This is a genomic window from Proteus columbae (genome assembly GCF_002777965.1).
Classification (GTDB): domain Bacteria; phylum Pseudomonadota; class Gammaproteobacteria; order Enterobacterales; family Enterobacteriaceae; genus Proteus; species Proteus columbae.
Window position 1 is genome coordinate 1 of the sequence record NZ_NGVR01000005.1, and the last position, 16244, is coordinate 16244.

General features: G+C 39.9%; 14 protein-coding genes. 3 read left to right on the forward strand and 11 right to left on the reverse strand.

Features of this window, described 5'->3' with window-relative positions:
* Positions 1 to 1213 precede the first annotated feature (1213 nt).
* The 11 genes from CBE70_RS01170 to agaR form a co-directional block, all read right to left on the reverse strand.
* On the reverse strand, positions 1214 to 2284 hold the full coding sequence (locus CBE70_RS01170) for a glycoside hydrolase family 88/105 protein (protein WP_100157871.1): 1071 nt from the start codon (positions 2282 to 2284) through the stop codon (positions 1214 to 1216).
* Positions 2285 to 2301: 17 nt separating this feature from the next.
* Positions 2302 to 3063 carry a 2-dehydro-3-deoxy-D-gluconate 5-dehydrogenase KduD gene (kduD, locus tag CBE70_RS01175; RefSeq protein ID WP_269800191.1) on the reverse strand — a complete coding sequence of 254 codons (762 nt, stop codon included), beginning with the start codon at positions 3061 to 3063 and terminating at the stop codon, positions 2302 to 2304.
* Between the two features lie 72 nt (positions 3064 to 3135).
* Positions 3136 to 3966, reverse strand: a complete 831-nt coding sequence (gene kduI, locus CBE70_RS01180; RefSeq protein WP_023581445.1) for a 5-dehydro-4-deoxy-D-glucuronate isomerase — start codon at positions 3964 to 3966, stop codon at positions 3136 to 3138.
* Positions 3967 to 4008: 42 nt separating this feature from the next.
* Positions 4009 to 5178, reverse strand: coding sequence for an N-acetylglucosamine-6-phosphate deacetylase (gene nagA / locus CBE70_RS01185; RefSeq protein ID WP_100157873.1), 1170 nt, complete (start codon positions 5176 to 5178; stop codon positions 4009 to 4011).
* The gene (agaF, locus tag CBE70_RS01190; RefSeq protein WP_100157874.1) at positions 5175 to 5609 is read right to left on the reverse strand and encodes a PTS galactosamine/N-acetylgalactosamine transporter subunit IIA; all 435 of its coding nucleotides are present in this window, start codon (positions 5607 to 5609) and stop codon (positions 5175 to 5177) included. The genes nagA and agaF overlap by 4 nt, the downstream gene beginning before the upstream one ends.
* A 99-nt stretch (positions 5610 to 5708) precedes the next feature.
* A complete protein-coding gene (locus CBE70_RS01195; RefSeq protein ID WP_023581442.1) occupies positions 5709 to 6599 on the reverse strand; it encodes a PTS system mannose/fructose/sorbose family transporter subunit IID in 891 nt (296 codons plus the stop codon).
* Positions 6589 to 7356, reverse strand: a complete 768-nt coding sequence (gene agaW, locus CBE70_RS01200) for a PTS N-acetylgalactosamine transporter subunit IIC (RefSeq protein ID WP_023581441.1) — start codon at positions 7354 to 7356, stop codon at positions 6589 to 6591. The genes CBE70_RS01195 and agaW overlap by 11 nt, the downstream gene beginning before the upstream one ends.
* A 47-nt stretch (positions 7357 to 7403) precedes the next feature.
* Positions 7404 to 7898: a PTS N-acetylgalactosamine transporter subunit IIB gene (gene agaV / locus CBE70_RS01205; RefSeq protein ID WP_100157875.1), complete on the reverse strand. Its 495-nt coding sequence runs from the start codon at positions 7896 to 7898 to the stop codon at positions 7404 to 7406.
* A gap of 24 nt (positions 7899 to 7922) precedes the next feature.
* Positions 7923 to 9113: an SIS domain-containing protein gene (locus CBE70_RS01210; protein WP_100157876.1), complete on the reverse strand. Its 1191-nt coding sequence runs from the start codon at positions 9111 to 9113 to the stop codon at positions 7923 to 7925.
* A 12-nt stretch (positions 9114 to 9125) separates the two neighbouring features.
* Positions 9126 to 10406 carry a tagatose-bisphosphate aldolase subunit KbaZ gene (gene kbaZ / locus CBE70_RS01215; RefSeq protein ID WP_100157877.1) on the reverse strand — a complete coding sequence of 427 codons (1281 nt, stop codon included), beginning with the start codon at positions 10404 to 10406 and terminating at the stop codon, positions 9126 to 9128.
* 53 nt (positions 10407 to 10459) lie between these two features.
* A complete protein-coding gene (gene agaR, locus CBE70_RS01220) occupies positions 10460 to 11239 on the reverse strand; it encodes a transcriptional repressor AgaR (protein ID WP_036912386.1) in 780 nt (259 codons plus the stop codon).
* Between the two features lie 535 nt (positions 11240 to 11774).
* Here agaR and CBE70_RS01225 point away from each other — a divergent pair.
* Genes CBE70_RS01225 through CBE70_RS01235 form a run of 3 tightly spaced genes read left to right on the forward strand, consistent with a single transcriptional unit; the run spans position 11775 to position 16187 of the window.
* Positions 11775 to 13010 carry an anaerobic sulfatase maturase gene (locus CBE70_RS01225; RefSeq protein WP_100157878.1) on the forward strand — a complete coding sequence of 412 codons (1236 nt, stop codon included), beginning with the start codon at positions 11775 to 11777 and terminating at the stop codon, positions 13008 to 13010.
* A gap of 35 nt (positions 13011 to 13045) precedes the next feature.
* Positions 13046 to 14656 (forward strand): sulfatase family protein, encoded by a 1611-nt coding sequence (locus CBE70_RS01230; protein WP_100157879.1) that lies wholly within the window; start codon positions 13046 to 13048, stop codon positions 14654 to 14656.
* 55 nt (positions 14657 to 14711) lie between these two features.
* Complete coding sequence (locus tag CBE70_RS01235; protein WP_100157880.1) at positions 14712 to 16187, forward strand: DUF2264 domain-containing protein; 1476 nt, start codon at positions 14712 to 14714, stop codon at positions 16185 to 16187.
* Positions 16188 to 16244: the final 57 nt, after the last annotated feature.

Sequence of the window (16244 nt, forward strand, 5' to 3'; positions counted from 1 at the left end):
ATGTTCAGGTTAAGTTTATTAATAATAAACACTAACCTTGTGGGGGAGAGATCCCCCGCAGTTTTCTAATTAAGTAATTACGGTTTAATCTAAGCACCCTAATTTACAATAAGAGGTAACAAATTACTGTTACCTCTTATTTTATTAAAAAACCAACTTAACGAATCAATTATTTAATTTAAATAATCAAGAGTAATCGCTTTATTTATTATTGATAATAAATGTGTTGTACCCAATTAATATTTTGCTATTCTCTGCGCGGGTGCTTGGATCAATCTGGTTCAAGCATTTTGCTAAAGCCAGAAAGAGAAAAGCCCCGATTATGTTATTTAACATTAACCGAGGCCGAATCTTACCCAACAATTTGATTCTGCCTCCATTTTTATCGGAGCGCAATAGGAAATGAAAAAATATTCTTTAATCGGGCTAATAATCGTGACAATGATAATACCGAGTGACGTATTATTAGAGAATAAATTAACCATTTATTCAACCCTAATAAGGAGTATTTAATCTTGTGGGGGAGTTATCCCCACACTTTCCTTATTAAATTTCTGTGTTTTAATCTAAGCACCCTAATTTATAATAAGAGGTAACAGATTACTGTTACCTCTTATTTTATTAAAAAACCAACTTAACGAATCAATTATTTTATTTAAATAACCAAGAGCAATCGCTTTATTTATTATTGATAATAAATGTGTTGTACCCAATTAATATTTTGCTATTCTCTGCGCGGGTGCTTGGATCAATCTGGTTCAAGCATTTTGCTAAAGCCAGAAAGAGAAAAGCCCCGGAAAATATATTGTATATTAACCGAGGCGGACTCAAACCAAACAATTTGATTCTGCCTCCATTTTTATCGGAGCGCAATAGGAAATGAGAAAATATTCTTTTATCGGGCTAATAATCGTAACAATGATAATACCGAGTAACGTATTATTAGAGAATAAACTGATTATTTATCCAATCCTAATAAGGAGTATTTAATCTTGTGGGGGAGTTATCCCCCACAACTTCCTCATTAAGTTATCATGGTTTCATCTAAGCACCCTAATTTATAATAAGAGGTAACAACTTACTGTTACCTCTTATTTTATTAAATAAGCATAAAAAAGCCGACCCCTATTTTGGTCGGCATCCTAGTTAGGAAAATATTGCGCGGAAGGCATGTAAAGCGCAATAAAAACAACAAAGCGTCAATATCAAGGGTCTAGCTATTTAACGAGAGTTTTAACACTTCACTACCTGCTAATAAATAGGCACCGGCACCATAATCCATATTATGTTCAAACTTCACTTCACGAGGGTTAAATGCAGGAAGTTGAACCCAACCTATCATGCCATTGTCATGAATACAGGTTTGTAATGCTGACCATGCTCTATTTAATGCAGGGAAATACACTTCTTTCTCTAATACTCCCTGATTAATTCCCCATGCAAGTCCATAACAGAAAAGTGCTGTTGCTGAACTTTCAGGTGCAGGAAAATTATCAGGATCTAGCAAACTGGTTCGCCAAAAACCATCTTCATGTTGATAATCTAGGATAGATGTCGCTAATTCTTTAAACAGTGCAATATAACGTTCACGTCCATGATAATCATCAGGCATATATTGAAGGATGCGAGGAATAGAAGCTAAAACCCAACCAATACCACGGCTCCAAAATACTTTTTCACCGTTAGCCTCACGCATCTCATTCCCTTGACCATCAGGAATATAGCGATGATCGCGGTAAATTAATCCAGTTTCAGGATCACGTAAATGCTCAATTGCATCCCAATAAGCCGTATGCATGTAATCCAAATAACGTCGTTCACTGGTAATTTCAGCCAAAGCAGCAAAACCAGGAGGCGCCATAAAGAGTGCATCACACCACCACCAGTCTTCACGACCTGGCTTAGGATCATTAAGCATAATTTCAAATGCTTTAATAGTCGGCTCAAGAATTTCAGATTGTTCAAAAAGCGGGCTTACTGCAAGGTAAGCTTGTACACAAACATGATCATCTGCAAAACGACCATTAGGTCCAGTTCTAAATCCTGTATGCAATGTGTAATTTAATACACCATTAAGATACTCTTCGTCTTGCGTTGATTGCCATGCTGTACTTACGCAACTCCATAAAACACCGCGTTCCCAATCTGTATCTTTAATAAAACGTGTTTTACCACTACGGCGACGAACACTACGAACTTGGTTAGCCGATTGATAGCGATAAACTCGTTTCATATTTTGCAGTACAGTATCTCTTTGCAAGGCCTCTGTATTAGCGTATTTCATCCTATTTCTCCATGAAATTAACGAGCTAACCAACCACCATCTACTGCTATTGTGTATCCATTAACATAATCACTGGCTTTAGAGGCTAAGAAAATCGCAGGGCCAGCAACATCTTCTGGTGTTCCCCAACGACCTGCTGGAATTCGCTCTAAGATAGCGGCATTACGCACATCATCAGCACGTAGCGCGGCCGTGTTATCTGTCGCCATATAACCCGGTGCAATCGCATTTACGTTGATGTTGTATTGAGATAGTTCGGTCGCTAATGCGCGTGTTAATCCCATTACGGCAGATTTACTGGCTGTGTAAGAAGGTACGCGAATACCGCCTTGATAAGAGAGCATGGAAGCGATATTAATTATCTTGCCACCTTCACCTTGTTTCACAAATTGGCGTGCTACTTTTTGTGATAAGAAGAATAGGGTTTTTTGGTTAATATCAATCACATCATCCCAATCTTTTTCACTAAATTCCAAAAGATCTTCACGACGAATAATACCCGCATTATTCACCAGAATATCAATGCGCCCCATGACTGAAACAGCTTCATCAACTAAAGCTTCTAGCCCATCTTGTTTCATTAAATTTTGAGTAATGTAATGAAAACGGCGACCTAGTGCTTCAACTTGCTGACGAGTTTCAGGTGCATCTTGAATGCCCACGCCTACAATATCAGCACCTGCTTTGGCTAAACCAATAGCCATGCCTTGACCTAGCCCAGTATTACAACCCGTGACAATAGCAACCTTGCCATTTAAATCGAATAAATTCATAACAATAACCTCTAAGGTGTGGCTTTATAGCCACACCTTTTTATATGTAGGGTAAGAAGAAAATATGACTATTTTGGGTTATTTCAGATCTTTCATTGCCACATGATCCATATCGTGGAAGACTTGATTTTCACCGACCATTCCCCAAATAAAGGTATAAGATGCAGAACCCACACCAGAATGAATTGACCAGCTAGGGCTTATCACGGCTTGCTCATTACGAACAACCAAATGACGAGTTTCCGTTGGTTCTCCCATATAATGGAAAACCACATTGTCATCTTTCATATCAAAATAGAGATACACTTCCATACGACGTTCATGAGTATGGCAAGGCATGGTATTCCATAAGCTACCCGGTTCAAGAACCGTCATTCCCATAGATAATTGGCAGGTTGGCAAAACTGAAGGATGTAAGAATTTATAAATAGTACGAACGTTACAGTTTTCTGCATTACCAATTTTTTCTGGTGATGCTTGCTGTTGCGTTATTTTGCGCGTTGGATAAGTATGATGAGCTGGTGCACAATTCATATAAAAACGCGCAGGTGTTTCTACACAATCACTGGTAAATTCAACACTTTTAGCGCCCATTCCGATATAAATCGCTTCACGAGCACCAATATCAAACACTTCACCATCAACAATCACTTTGCCAGCACCACCAATATTAATGGCACCTAATTCACGGCGTTCTAAAAAGAAATCAACGCCTAATGCTTTACCAGCCATTAACGCTAAAGGCTGTGTTGTAGGAACAATACCGCCAACAATAATGCGATCTATATGGCTATAAGTGAGATTCATTTCCCCTTCACAGAATAGGTTTTCAATCAGGAACTCCTTGCGAAGTCCTTCTGTATCAAGCCTTTTAGCATGTTCACTATGAATTGGCTGACGAATTTCCATTATAAATACCTCATTTTTACTAATGGGTGCATAACTGAAAAGCTATGCATTTTCCCTGGATACAGAGTAAATATGATTTCCTCTGATGAATGTATCGGTGAGATGAAAACACTCATCCACCACAGCAAAGCTAGCTTGTCGTCCCGCTTTGATATAACCCAATTTATCGCCGATACCGAGATACTCTGCGGGGATCGCACTCGCCATTTGTACCGCTTCCCACTCAGGGACATGTGCTAGTTGCACCATATTTCTTAATGCACTATCTAAGCTACAAGTACTCCCAGCCAAAGAGCCATCGACTGTTTTTGCTTGACCTTGGGTGACACTAACTGTTTGAGCGCCCAGCGTGTAATCACCATCAGGTAATCCCCCCGCACGCATGCAATCTGTAATTAAAGCGAGTTGTTGATAACCTTTCATCCGATACGCTAATTGCATCATAACGGGATGAACATGAATGCCATCTGCAATCAACTCAGCCAATACATTGTGATACAACACAGCACCACAACATCCCGGCTCGCGATGATGAAGTCCCGTCATACCGTTATACAAGTGCACGCCACAATCTGCGCCATGTGAAAATGCATCGGAAGTTTGTTCATAAGTTGCCGCTGTATGCGCTACACTAGGTTTAATGCCTCGATTGACCAACCAATCAATCGCCTCTATCGAACCTTGTGCTTCTGGCGCAACAGCGACGCGCAATAATGTGTTACCCGCACTTTCAAGCAGTGTTTCTAGCTCTGATATTGTCGGTGCTTTTAGATATTTCACCGGATGCGAACCTCTATGGCGCTCAGTAAAATAAGGTCCTTCTAAAAAGCTTCCGAGTAATAGCGCGCCAGACGATTGTGGCTTAGATAAAAACTCACGTACTTGCGATAATGCTTGGCGAATATCATCCATAGGCGCGGTTACTGTTGTACCAACCCATGCAACCACACCTGTTTTCACTAAAGCATCAGCAATGGTTTGTAACCCTTGCTGAGTTGCATCCATTACATCAGCGCCTTCACGACCATGAATATGAATATCCACAAAACCAGGTAATAACGATTTCCCTTTTAAGCGAATGATGGGGCAATCTGTTGGTGCTTGCGTGGTGATAGACTCAATATTTTCGCCTTTAACACAGACATAGCTAAGATAGCGAATACCTTCTGGTGTAAAGGTTCTATCTGCCAAGATGGCATATCGCTGACTCATAAGCCGTCTTCTTCTTCGATATCATTGCTATCTATTTGTGCCAATTGCTCACGAATATCTTGAATACTTTCTTGACCAATTTCGCGTAACGTTTGCACTAACTCTGACGCCGAACACCCTTCTCGTTCAAAAGCCGCATTAACAATCATCGGTAGATTTACACCCGCTAACACCTCAACAGCAGGATTTTGCATCATGATTGCCATTGCACGATTACACGGGGTTCCACCGGGTAAATCCGTTAAAAAGAGATATTGCTGACATGACATTGAGTCAATCGCTTCACGCATTTTTTCTTCTAATTCATCAGGGGAAATTGACTCAATAAAATCAATAAACGCGATATCTTCCTGTTCTCCAGCAATCGCTTTTACGGCTGATGCCATACCAGAGGCAAAATTAAGATGTCCTGAAACAATAAGACCTATCATGAGTGACTCCTTGCGGGCAGCAGAAGGCTCTCCTGCCCGTTTATAGCAAGTTAATAATGTATTTCGACTAACAGTAACGACGATTAGGGCATCTTTTTCTTATAAGAATCCTAATACGTGACCGACAACGCCAAAGGCTAAGGTGGAGAAAATCAATACCGGCGGTTTACCCCAAAAACCGGTGCTTTTCACCATTTTGTACATTAAGAAAACTAAGCACAGAGGCAGTAAATTCGGCATGATTTTGTCAAAGAGCGCGGTTTGCAATTCAACCACCTTCCCTCCCAGCTCCAGCGAGGCGGTGGTTTGCACCTTGATAAAGGTCGCACTGAGTGCACCGATAACAAAAATACCCATGATATTGGCAGCTTTAGCCAGTTTTTCAGTGGCATCACTCATATTGACCATTGCCGCCGTACCTGCGCGATAGCCCATGAACATCAGCCCGAAATACACTAAAAAGTGCACAATTTGGTATAAAAAGAAGAAAACAAAAGGTCCAGCAATTGACCCTTCCATTGCAATGGAAGCACCTAATGCTAATGTCAGTGGCATTAAGGTCATATGATCGATAGCATCACCAATGCCCCCAGTCGGTCCCATGCCTGCTACTTTCATCACGTTAACAGTGGAAGGCTTTTCTTTGTTTTCTTCCATTGCAACAGCTGTTCCTAATAGGAAGGTAAACAACTTTGGACTTGCATTAAAAAATTGCAGATGGTTCTTTAATGATGTTGCATAGTCACGTTTATTATTTCCGTGGATTTTTTTCAATGCTGGAATAATTGAGAACGCAAACCCGCCACCTTGCATACGTTCAAAGTTGAAGTTACCTTCCATAAACAAGCCACGGAATGCACACTTCCAGAGATCGCCCTTAGTGATAACTTTTCTGACAGTGGTATCTTGGTATTCATCAATTCCATCAATCAAAGAACCCGTTTCTGGTTTATCCTGCGTTTTCAATGCGGTGCTGTTATCAGATACCATCTTCGAAATCCTCATTCTGCTGACTTGAATTTTTGTTATTACCACTAAAGAAGAAGTAAAGTGCTGCGGCTGACGCGCCTAAAATAGCGACCGCCATAATTGGAAGTTTTAAATAAGTCGTCATCACGAAGCCAATAAAGAACACACCTGCCACTTCTTTTGACCACATGATTTTTAGCAACATGGCAAAACCGATTGCAGGAACCATTTTCGCGCCAATACCTAAGCCTTCTAGCAAGACTTTTGGTGTATTTTCATCAATCCATTGAGCAGCATGTTCACCGAAATAAACTGTAACAAAAGCAACCAAAGCATAGAGTAATGAACGCACCGTAATCGTGATGATCAGCAGCCGTGAAACACCTGCTGCATCGGCTCTTTCCGCGTATCTATCTGCTTTTCCCATGGTGAAAGCGGTCACAGCAAAGAAACCAATCACGAGCATTTGCATTAACACAGCAATAGGCATCCCAATTCCCATAGCAACTTCTGGTGATTGGTTTGTCATTACCGCAAAAGCAACCGCGGCTATTGTTCCTAATGTCACATCAGGTGGTTGAGCGCCAGCATTAGGAACAAGCCCTAACCATGCAAGTTCTAATGTTGCACCTGCAATCAACCCAACTTGCATATCTCCCATAATCAGACCTACAACAGGTCCTGTGATTAATGGTCTGTGAATATTTAATGCAACGTCATACTTATCTATACCGCAAAAGAAGGCCCATAAAGCCACTAAAGAAGCTTCAAAAATCATAAATAATCCTCAAACCTGCTAATGCAGGTTTTTTGTTCAGGAAATTATCAGGCTGATGCGAGCGCTAACACATCAACAGGTGTCTGATCGGGGGTGTTTTGCACTGTGCAAGTCACACCGTTTGCGACAAGGCTTTTAAACGCATCAATATCGGCATCATTGACTGATACGGTTTTCGCAATTTGGCGTTTCCCTTCATGAAAATGCATATTGCCAACATTACAATGAGTAATAGGCACGCCACCTTCCACTAAACGGGCAACATCTTTCGGGTTATTACACAAAACAAAAATTTTCTGACGAGGAGATGCTTTACTAATAACATCAATAGTTTTTTGAATAGAGAAGAAGCGAACAGCATATTCACCACCAGCTGACGCTTTCATTCCTGCTTGCATAAATGCGGCATTAGGGCCTTCTGCTGCATCATCATTAGCCACTAAAATCAGGTTTGCTTCAGTATGTTTACCCCATGTAATGCGGATTTGACCATGGAGTAAACGTTCATCAATGCGGGTCCAGACAATATTCGGTGTGTTCATAATTAGCTCTCTTATTATATTTTATTAATTTAAAGCAGACTGTGTGTCTTCTGTTTTAAGTGAGAACGGATAAATTGTGACGCCTTGTACAACACGGTTGATTTCTCCTGACGGAGACGGGTTATCAGGCGTATTCCCTAGTGCAATGGAACTGTGAAATGCGAATGATTGCGCCAACATCAAGTAAGGGAACAATAGCGCCACATCTGAACAGTTCTCTAACGCAGGAATATAAACAAAACTCTCAGGTGAGAAAGCTTTATCATTTCGTGCGGTGATCGCGATCACTTTGCCTGATGCATTATCGTGAATAACCTCTCGTAATAAGTCAGTCTCATATTGACGTGTATAAGGATCATTAGAGAAAAACATCACCACTAAAGTTTCTTTATTTACGATAGACTTAGGTCCATGTCGAAAGCCTAATGGAGTATCAAAACTAGCAACCACTTTGCCCGCAGTAAGCTCTAACATTTTCAACGCGGCTTCTTGTGCTAAACCTTGTAATCCACCACTTCCTAGATAAATAACCCGTTTAAACTTACCCGCATATTTATCCCTAATAATTTGATTCGCTTTATTAAATTGCGCCTTATATTGACTAAAAAAAGGAGCAATAGAGTCACTAAAGACGTTATCACCTAAAAAGATAGTCACAGCAGCCATCATCATGGATGAAAAGCTAGAGGTCATCGCTAAAGAACGGTCATTTGATTCTTCAGGCATCAACAACGCCAATGCACTGCTGTTATTTTGGCAATACTCATAAAGCTTGCCATTTGCATTACATGTCAGCACTAAGTGATAACACTGGGATAGACACTCAGTTGCAACATCTAACGCCGCCACACTTTCAGGGCTATTACCTGAGCGAGCAAAAGAAATTAATAACGTAGGAATGTCTTCCGCTAAATATTCTTGTGGATCAGCTACTAAATCAGTTGTTGCAATCGCATCTACTCTACGTTTTGTATGGCCACTTAAAATAGGAGCCAATGCTTTTCCAGCAAATGCAGATGTGCCAGCGCCCGTTAAAATAATTCGCGCATGAGGTACTGCGAGCGCTTTATTTAAAAAAGATCCAATATCAGCACGTTTCTCTTTCACTGACAGCCATGTTTTCTTCCAACATTCGGGTTGTTGCTCAATTTCTTTCGCAGTCCAAAATGCATTCAGTTGCTCTAATTGAGCGGTCTGATAACTTAAATATTCCATGGTTTCCCTCAATTAATGGACATAGCAAGCATCGGCATAAACCGATAACACATCACGAATTTTCGCAATAACAAAAGACTCAGGCGATCCGTCAATCATGCCTTCTCTAAATTGGGTAAATTGATAAGGCAGATATTGGCTCAGTAACGGTAATGGAATAGGTTTAACGGATAAGTTATCCATTAGTGTGTCGATAGCGGCATTAATTTCAGCATCAGGCCAGTAATAACGAATGCGATCACTAAAACTATAAACTCGAGCAAAGGCTTGTTGGCGCTCATCACCATGATAGTATTTTTGCCAAAAACCTGGTTCACGACACATCAGTTGCTCCATTTTTTCACGTAATTTAGAGCACTGTTCTTGAGGGAATAATGTTTCTTCAATGGAGCAAAGTGCGTATAAACCTTCACGCATTGCAAAGGTTAATGCAGGCCCTACTTTTAAAATGGCAAAGTGATCATGAACTAGCTGTTTATAAGCGTTTTTAGTTTGATAATCCGTAGAGTGGGCTTCGAAAACAAGATGAGAATAATCATTTACCACTTGGCTTAATGCTTGTGCTTTTTCTTGTTGATAATCAATGATACCCGTATGATCAAATTCAACACCGGGTTGAACAACCAAACCAATAACGCGTTCCCAACAATCACCCACGCCCACATGTTGAAAAGCTTGGCGATGACACTCTAATGTTTTACGTGCAGCATCAGGTGAAGTCACTTCAACAGTATCAAGTTCTTCAGCCGCACCACCTGGAACGGGCACTTCTGTACCAACAACATAAACAATATCACTTATACCAAAGGTCTCTTTTGCGGTATTTTCTGCAATCACAGCGAGGCGAGCTGCACGAGATGCCACAATTTCATCTGTTAAAGGAATTGGATCATCAGCACAAGACATACTGCAATCAAGATGGATTTTCTTAAAACCTGCGGCAACATAATGTGCAATCAACACATCTGCATTTGCCATCGCTTCTTCAGCGTTAAGATGTTGCCAGCGATTAGGCCCTAAATGGTCGCCACCAAGAATAAGTTTCTCGATAGGAAAACCTACATTTTCCGCCTGTTCAATAACATATTGGTAGAAGTCAGCGGGAGTCATTCCCGTATAACCACCAAACTGATCAACCTGATTAGAGGTGGCTTCAATTAGCAGAAAGGAATCATTATCCAGCGCTTGTAATAGAGCTGCTTCTATTACTAAAGGATGGGCAGAACAAACAGAATAAATACCATTCTGTTTGCCTGATTTGTGTTGCTGAACAATCTTTTCTAAAGGATGCATTAAATACTAACTCCATAATCAACACCGGCGGTGTTGCTAATGGAGTTAGCAAATTACGATGCCTTATCGTCGACGATAATCACTTCGATTTTGTGATCTTTCAGTTCCTGAATATATTCTTCAGGAATACCTGAATCGGTCACGAGTATATCAATATCACCAAATTCTCTGATCATATGACAGCTGCGTTTACTGAATTTCGTAGAATCTGCAACCGCAATAATTGTTTCTGAGATATCACACATTAAACGGTTAAGACTAGCTTCCTGTTCATTGTGTGTAGTGATACCAACACGTAAATCGAATCCGTCAACGCCTAAAAAAACCTTATCAAAACGGTAATTTCTAAGACTATTTTCAGCTTGTGAGCCTGAAAAAGACAACGCACTTTTTCGCAATACACCACCGGTCATTAATACTTCCACACCTGAGGTATTTGCTAACTCCATTGCGACATCCAGACCGTTAGTCATGACCACTACATTTTCGCGCGACTTTAAATGTGTCGCGATTTCGCGAGTAGTTGTCCCCGAGTCAAGAATGACGGTGTCTCCATCCTTTATCAGCGTTGCGGCAGCTTTCCCGATTAATGTTTTTATGCCCGCGTTTTGCCCACGTTTTTCGTGGATACTCAGTTCGGCAATAAATCCTGTATTAGGAATTGCTGCCCCATGAGAGCGGACGATATAACCATTTTTCTCAAGAAAACTTAGATCGCTGCGGATAGTGACACTTGAGACTTTAAATAATTCAGCGAGATCTTCGACTCTGGCTTTACCTTGTTGGTTTACCATATCGAGGATTTCCATACGCCTCTCAACTGCCGCTTTCACTTTCGTCTCCTTACGAAACCAAAAGACTTTCTTTCGATTGGTTTCGAATGTAGTTTACTACGCCAATTTTTACCGACAATGCAAAAAAACAAAACTTTTGATCTCTTTCACAAAGTTTCGAATCATCGTCGATTACTTACGATTATTTTCGTGTAGCTTCAATAATAGCCTTGAGGCCGTCAGTTTCCAATAAATAAAATGATATAACGCAACGCTATACTTATGATTACACCATATATAGCTAGATGAAACACAACAATATAGATTTAATTTCGCTGTATTTCACAAAATGCAGATTAAAATTTCACTACATTCATTTATTTTCGAAAAACAAATCAAAATAAATAGCTCAAATAGTCAATAGAATATGAAATAGTATCGAATCGAAAGTATTTTTATCGAAAAAAACTCTATTTACCTTTCGCAAAAATCTTTCATTTACTTTCGATATTTCGTATTTGTGATTTTAATCTCTTTTGTTTTGATAAATTTTACGTAATGTAACAGGATAAAAAAGAAACTCAGGAAATGACTAATGATATTAAATCAACCTGTTTATTTTCATATGATGGCAAAACCCACAAGCTACCACTGTAATATTAAATGTGAATACTGCTTTTATCTGGAAAAAGAAAATATTTTTCAAGATGAGACAAAAGAAACAGGCCATACAGTGATGCCCGATGGTGTACTTCGTCGTTATATTAAAGACTATATTCAGTCACACGGTGGAGATCAGGTTGATTTTTCTTGGCAAGGTGGCGAGCCTACGCTTGCAGGATTAGCCTTCTTTGAGCAAGTCGTTAAATACCAAAAGCAATTTGCTAACGGCAAGACAATTACAAATAGTGTACAAACCAATGCGATTGCCATTAATCGCCAATGGGCGCAATTTTTCGCTGATAATCATTTTCTATTAGGCGTTTCAATTGATGGTATTGAAGCAGTCCACGATAAATATCGTATTTCAGTCAATGGCAGCCCTACTTTTGAACGAGTAAAGCGTGCAATTAATCTACTCAATGAATATGGCGTTGAATTTAACACACTCACTGTCGTTAATGACCAAAACTGGAATAAAGGAAAAGAGACTTATCAAGCCTTAAAAGCGTTAGGTTCAACCTTCTTTCAATTTATCCCTATTGTCGAAGTCGATAGACGCTTTCCTCATACTCACGGGGGACATTATGCTCCGGGTCCCAATGCACAATTAGCTCCATTTTCTGTCCCAGCTGAAGGCTACGGACAATTTATGGCTGAAGTATTTGATGAATGGATACGACAAGGCGATATCGGGAAAATATATATTCGTTTATTTGATAGTTTATTAGGTACGTGGATGGGATATCCTGCATCAACGTGTATTCAATCTAAAACCTGTGGTCAGGCATTGATCATTGAAGCCAACGGTGATGTTTATTCTTGCGATCATTATGTCTATCCCGCCAATAATTTAGGCAATATTCATCAAAATAGTCTTGCTCATTTAGCCACTTCAAAGCAGCAACAGCGTTTTGGTCAAAATAAATACGATAAACAAACTAGCCTTTGCAAACAGTGTGAAGTGCAAAGCTTATGTTATGGCGGTTGCCCTAAACATCGCATTATTGCTATTGAAGGCGAAAAACATCGTCATAACTACCTGTGTCGCTCTTATAAAAAAATATTTCATCATACCGCGATAGGTATGCAACTAATGCAACAAGCCATTTCACGGGGAGGCCTTGCTAGTGATGCGCTTCCTGCGATGAAAAAAAACTACCTAAAATAACCCTTTTTTTATCTTGTTTATTCTGGAGACAATCCGTGATCTTACCTTCTGTTAAAAAAAGCTTACTCGCTGGGCTGATTGCTACGTCGTGTTTAAACATCCCAATATCTGCCAATGCAGGTGGGACTCCTGAAAAACCGAATATTTTACTGATAGTGATGGATGATTTAGGCACAGGACAACTCGATTTTGTACTGGATACCTTAGATGTTGATGCGTTAGCGCAAAGACCTACACCGCCACGTTATGAAGGCGATATCAATAAAATGGTAGAAGCGGCGCGAATTGCCATGCCTAATGTCAGTGAAATGGCAACAAATGGTGCCAAAATGACCAATGCATTTGTTGCTCATCCTGTTTGTGGCCCATCTCGAGCAGGTATCTTTACCGGACGCTCTCCAGCAAGCTTTGGTACTTACAGTAATGATGATGCTATTTTAGGCATTCCACAAGATATCAAACTATTGCCTTCACTTTTCCAAGAAAATGGCTATGCCACCGCCAGTATTGGTAAATGGCATAATGCAAAAGTGATCCGCAAACCGAAAATTAATGAAAGTAAGCAAACGCGTGATTACCACGACAATATGATCTCAACGCCGGAAGCGGGTTATGCTCCTCATGAGCGAGGTTTCGATTATGACTTTAGCTATTACGCATCGGGTGTGGCTTTATGGAACTCACCTGCATTTTGGCGTAATGGTGTCAATGTTCCTGCACCGGGCTATACCACGCATCTTTTAACGGATGAAACATTAAAATTTATTGATGAGCATAAAGATAAACCTTTCTTTATTAATCTTTCTTACAGCGTTCCTCATATTCCGTTAGAACAAGCGTCACCCGCTAAATATATGGAAAAATTTGATACGGGTAATGTCGAAGCAAATAAATATTTTGCGGCATTAAATGCTGCCGATGAAGGTATTGGTCAAATTATTACGAAGTTAAAAGAAAACGGCGAGTTAGAAAATACACTGATCTTTTTCTTATCAGATAATGGTGCTGTTAATGAATCACCAATGCCAATGAATGCGATGGATAGAGGCTTTAAAGGGCAAATGTTTAATGGTGGCGTTAGAGTACCTTTTATTGCTTATCAACCCGGCACTATTCCAGCCGGAACCAAAAGTGATGAGATGATCTCTGCACTTGATATTTTACCGACTGCACTACAAACAGCAGGTATTGCTATCCCTGATAATCTAAACGTTGAAGGGAAAAACATCATGCCTTTACTTAAAGGTGAAACAACAAAATCTCCTCACAACTATCTTTATTGGGCAGGTCCCGGCACTAAACATTACAGTGAAGAAAATCAAGAGTTTTGGCATGGATATCACCAATGGATAACCTATCAACGTAAAACACCGCCTACAAATCCTAATTTAGAAAAACTCTCTAAAGGTGCTTGGGCTGTGCGTGACGGTGAATGGGCACTCTATTTTTATGATGATGGAAAAAATCAGCCTCAACTTTTTAATGATAAAAAAGATCCTGCTGAATCAATCGATCTTGCTAAACAAAATCCACAAAAAGTGGCAGAGCTAAAAAATGCGTATTACCAGTGGATCAAAGATAAGCCTAAGCCTGTTCTTTGGGGACAAGATCACTATCAAATACTGGTGGATTCTGCAAAACCTTAATATTCAACTTCCGTTTTGTTTCGCAAGGATGCGTCTTTTTTTCTGAGATACGAAAATGGCTATTGAAATTGCATCTTCAGCACGTCCAAAACTCCCTTATGAGCACCCAAACGTAGAAATCTACCAACGCTTATTTAAGGAAAATATCATTCGACGATTAGTCAGAAAATCAGCTTATCGTCGCTATGATAAAACGATCACTGACTTTTTTAATGATGAAAACCAGTCGCTTTTCTCTTTATGTGAAATGCTGACACAATATGTCACACAGGCTTTTCATCATTACCAAGTCTGGGGTTACTCTCATGCTTATTATCCCGGAAGCCCAGGGCAACAAACTGCAAGAACGGATGCTCTTGAAGGTGTTAGCAGGGTACTTCCTCTACTTGCAACATGGATAGTTAGCAGCAAAAAAAGTACGTTGATGGGATTAAATCATCAAGCTTTCAACTTACCTTTAATGATCAAACAAAGCTTTATTCATGGCACTGATCCACTTCATAAAGGATATTGGGGAAAACTTGAAGATTACGATCAACGAATTTGTGAAGCCTCTGATTTAGCGCTCACTCTTTGGATAAGCCGTGAATGGGTGTGGGATACATTAACACCCGCCACACAACAACAAATTATTACTTGGTTTGAGCAAGTTAATCACTGTGAAGTTGTTGATAATAACTGGCATTTCTTCCCTCTTACTGTTCAATTTGTTATTAAAGCACTCACAGGAAAAGACACTGTTGCCCATTGGCGCTATGAACGATTAAAAGAGTTTTATGTTGGTGATGGATGGTTTCGTGATGGGGCAAAAGGTAACTATGATTACTATAATGCGTGGGGATTTTACTATTCATTATATTGGCTAACGCAAATTGATCCTCAATTTGATACGACATTTATTACTCAATCACTTAACACCTTTAATCAACATTACCTTTATTTTATGACTCCAAAAGGTATTCCTTTCTTTGGGCGAAGTGCCTGCTACCGCCTTGCGGTTTCTGCTCCATTATTAGCGGGTGTCGATTTACATTGCCCTTCAGTAAAAGTAGGCGAGGCAAAACGCGCCTTTGAAAGCAGCTTACGTTATTTTATTTCTCAAGGTGCATTAAAAAATGGCGCTCCCACTCAAGGCTTATTTACTCACGATCCTCGTTTGGTTGATAACTACAGTGGACCCGCCAGCAGCTTTTGGTCATTACGTGCCGTGATTATCGCGCTTTATTGTGCTGATCGTATCAATTTATGGCAAACACCTTCACTTCCATTACCTATCGAAAAAGATGACTTTCGTTTCGAAATTCCTGCTATTCAAGCGTTTGTGACTGGAGTGAAAGCAACACAAGAGGTAAACGTCATTTTTTGCGAAGATTATACAACTCAGCAAACACCATTAACCCGCCGTTTAGAAAAACAAACCTTAGCACAAAAAGTCGCTGAAACCGTGATAGGACAGTCAAGACGACCGAAAAATAATTTATTACGCAAAGGGATCACCAGTTATAGCTCTAAAATGGCACATTTTTTCTAATTTCCTTTCATTTGCTTTCAGTGCGAAGGCAATAAAAATGTGATTTAGATCTTTTAC

Excerpts from the sequence above, each read along its gene's own strand:
- CBE70_RS01170 (WP_100157871.1), bottom strand. The coding sequence starts at position 2,284 with ATGAAATACGCTAATACAGAGGCCTTGCAAAGAGATACTGTACTGCAA.
- kduI (WP_023581445.1), bottom strand. The coding sequence starts at position 3,966 with ATGGAAATTCGTCAGCCAATTCATAGTGAACATGCTAAAAGGCTTGAT.
- nagA (WP_100157873.1), bottom strand. The coding sequence starts at position 5,178 with ATGAGTCAGCGATATGCCATCTTGGCAGATAGAACCTTTACACCAGAA.
- agaF (WP_100157874.1), bottom strand. The coding sequence starts at position 5,609 with ATGATAGGTCTTATTGTTTCAGGACATCTTAATTTTGCCTCTGGTATG.
- CBE70_RS01195 (WP_023581442.1), bottom strand. The coding sequence starts at position 6,599 with ATGGTATCTGATAACAGCACCGCATTGAAAACGCAGGATAAACCAGAA.
- agaW (WP_023581441.1), bottom strand. The coding sequence starts at position 7,356 with ATGATTTTTGAAGCTTCTTTAGTGGCTTTATGGGCCTTCTTTTGCGGT.
- agaV (WP_100157875.1), bottom strand. The coding sequence starts at position 7,898 with ATGAACACACCGAATATTGTCTGGACCCGCATTGATGAACGTTTACTC.
- CBE70_RS01210 (WP_100157876.1), bottom strand. The coding sequence starts at position 9,113 with ATGGAATATTTAAGTTATCAGACCGCTCAATTAGAGCAACTGAATGCA.
- kbaZ (WP_100157877.1), bottom strand. The coding sequence starts at position 10,406 with ATGCATCCTTTAGAAAAGATTGTTCAGCAACACAAATCAGGCAAACAG.
- CBE70_RS01225 (WP_100157878.1), top strand. The coding sequence starts at position 11,775 with ATGATATTAAATCAACCTGTTTATTTTCATATGATGGCAAAACCCACA.
- CBE70_RS01235 (WP_100157880.1), top strand. The coding sequence starts at position 14,712 with ATGGCTATTGAAATTGCATCTTCAGCACGTCCAAAACTCCCTTATGAG.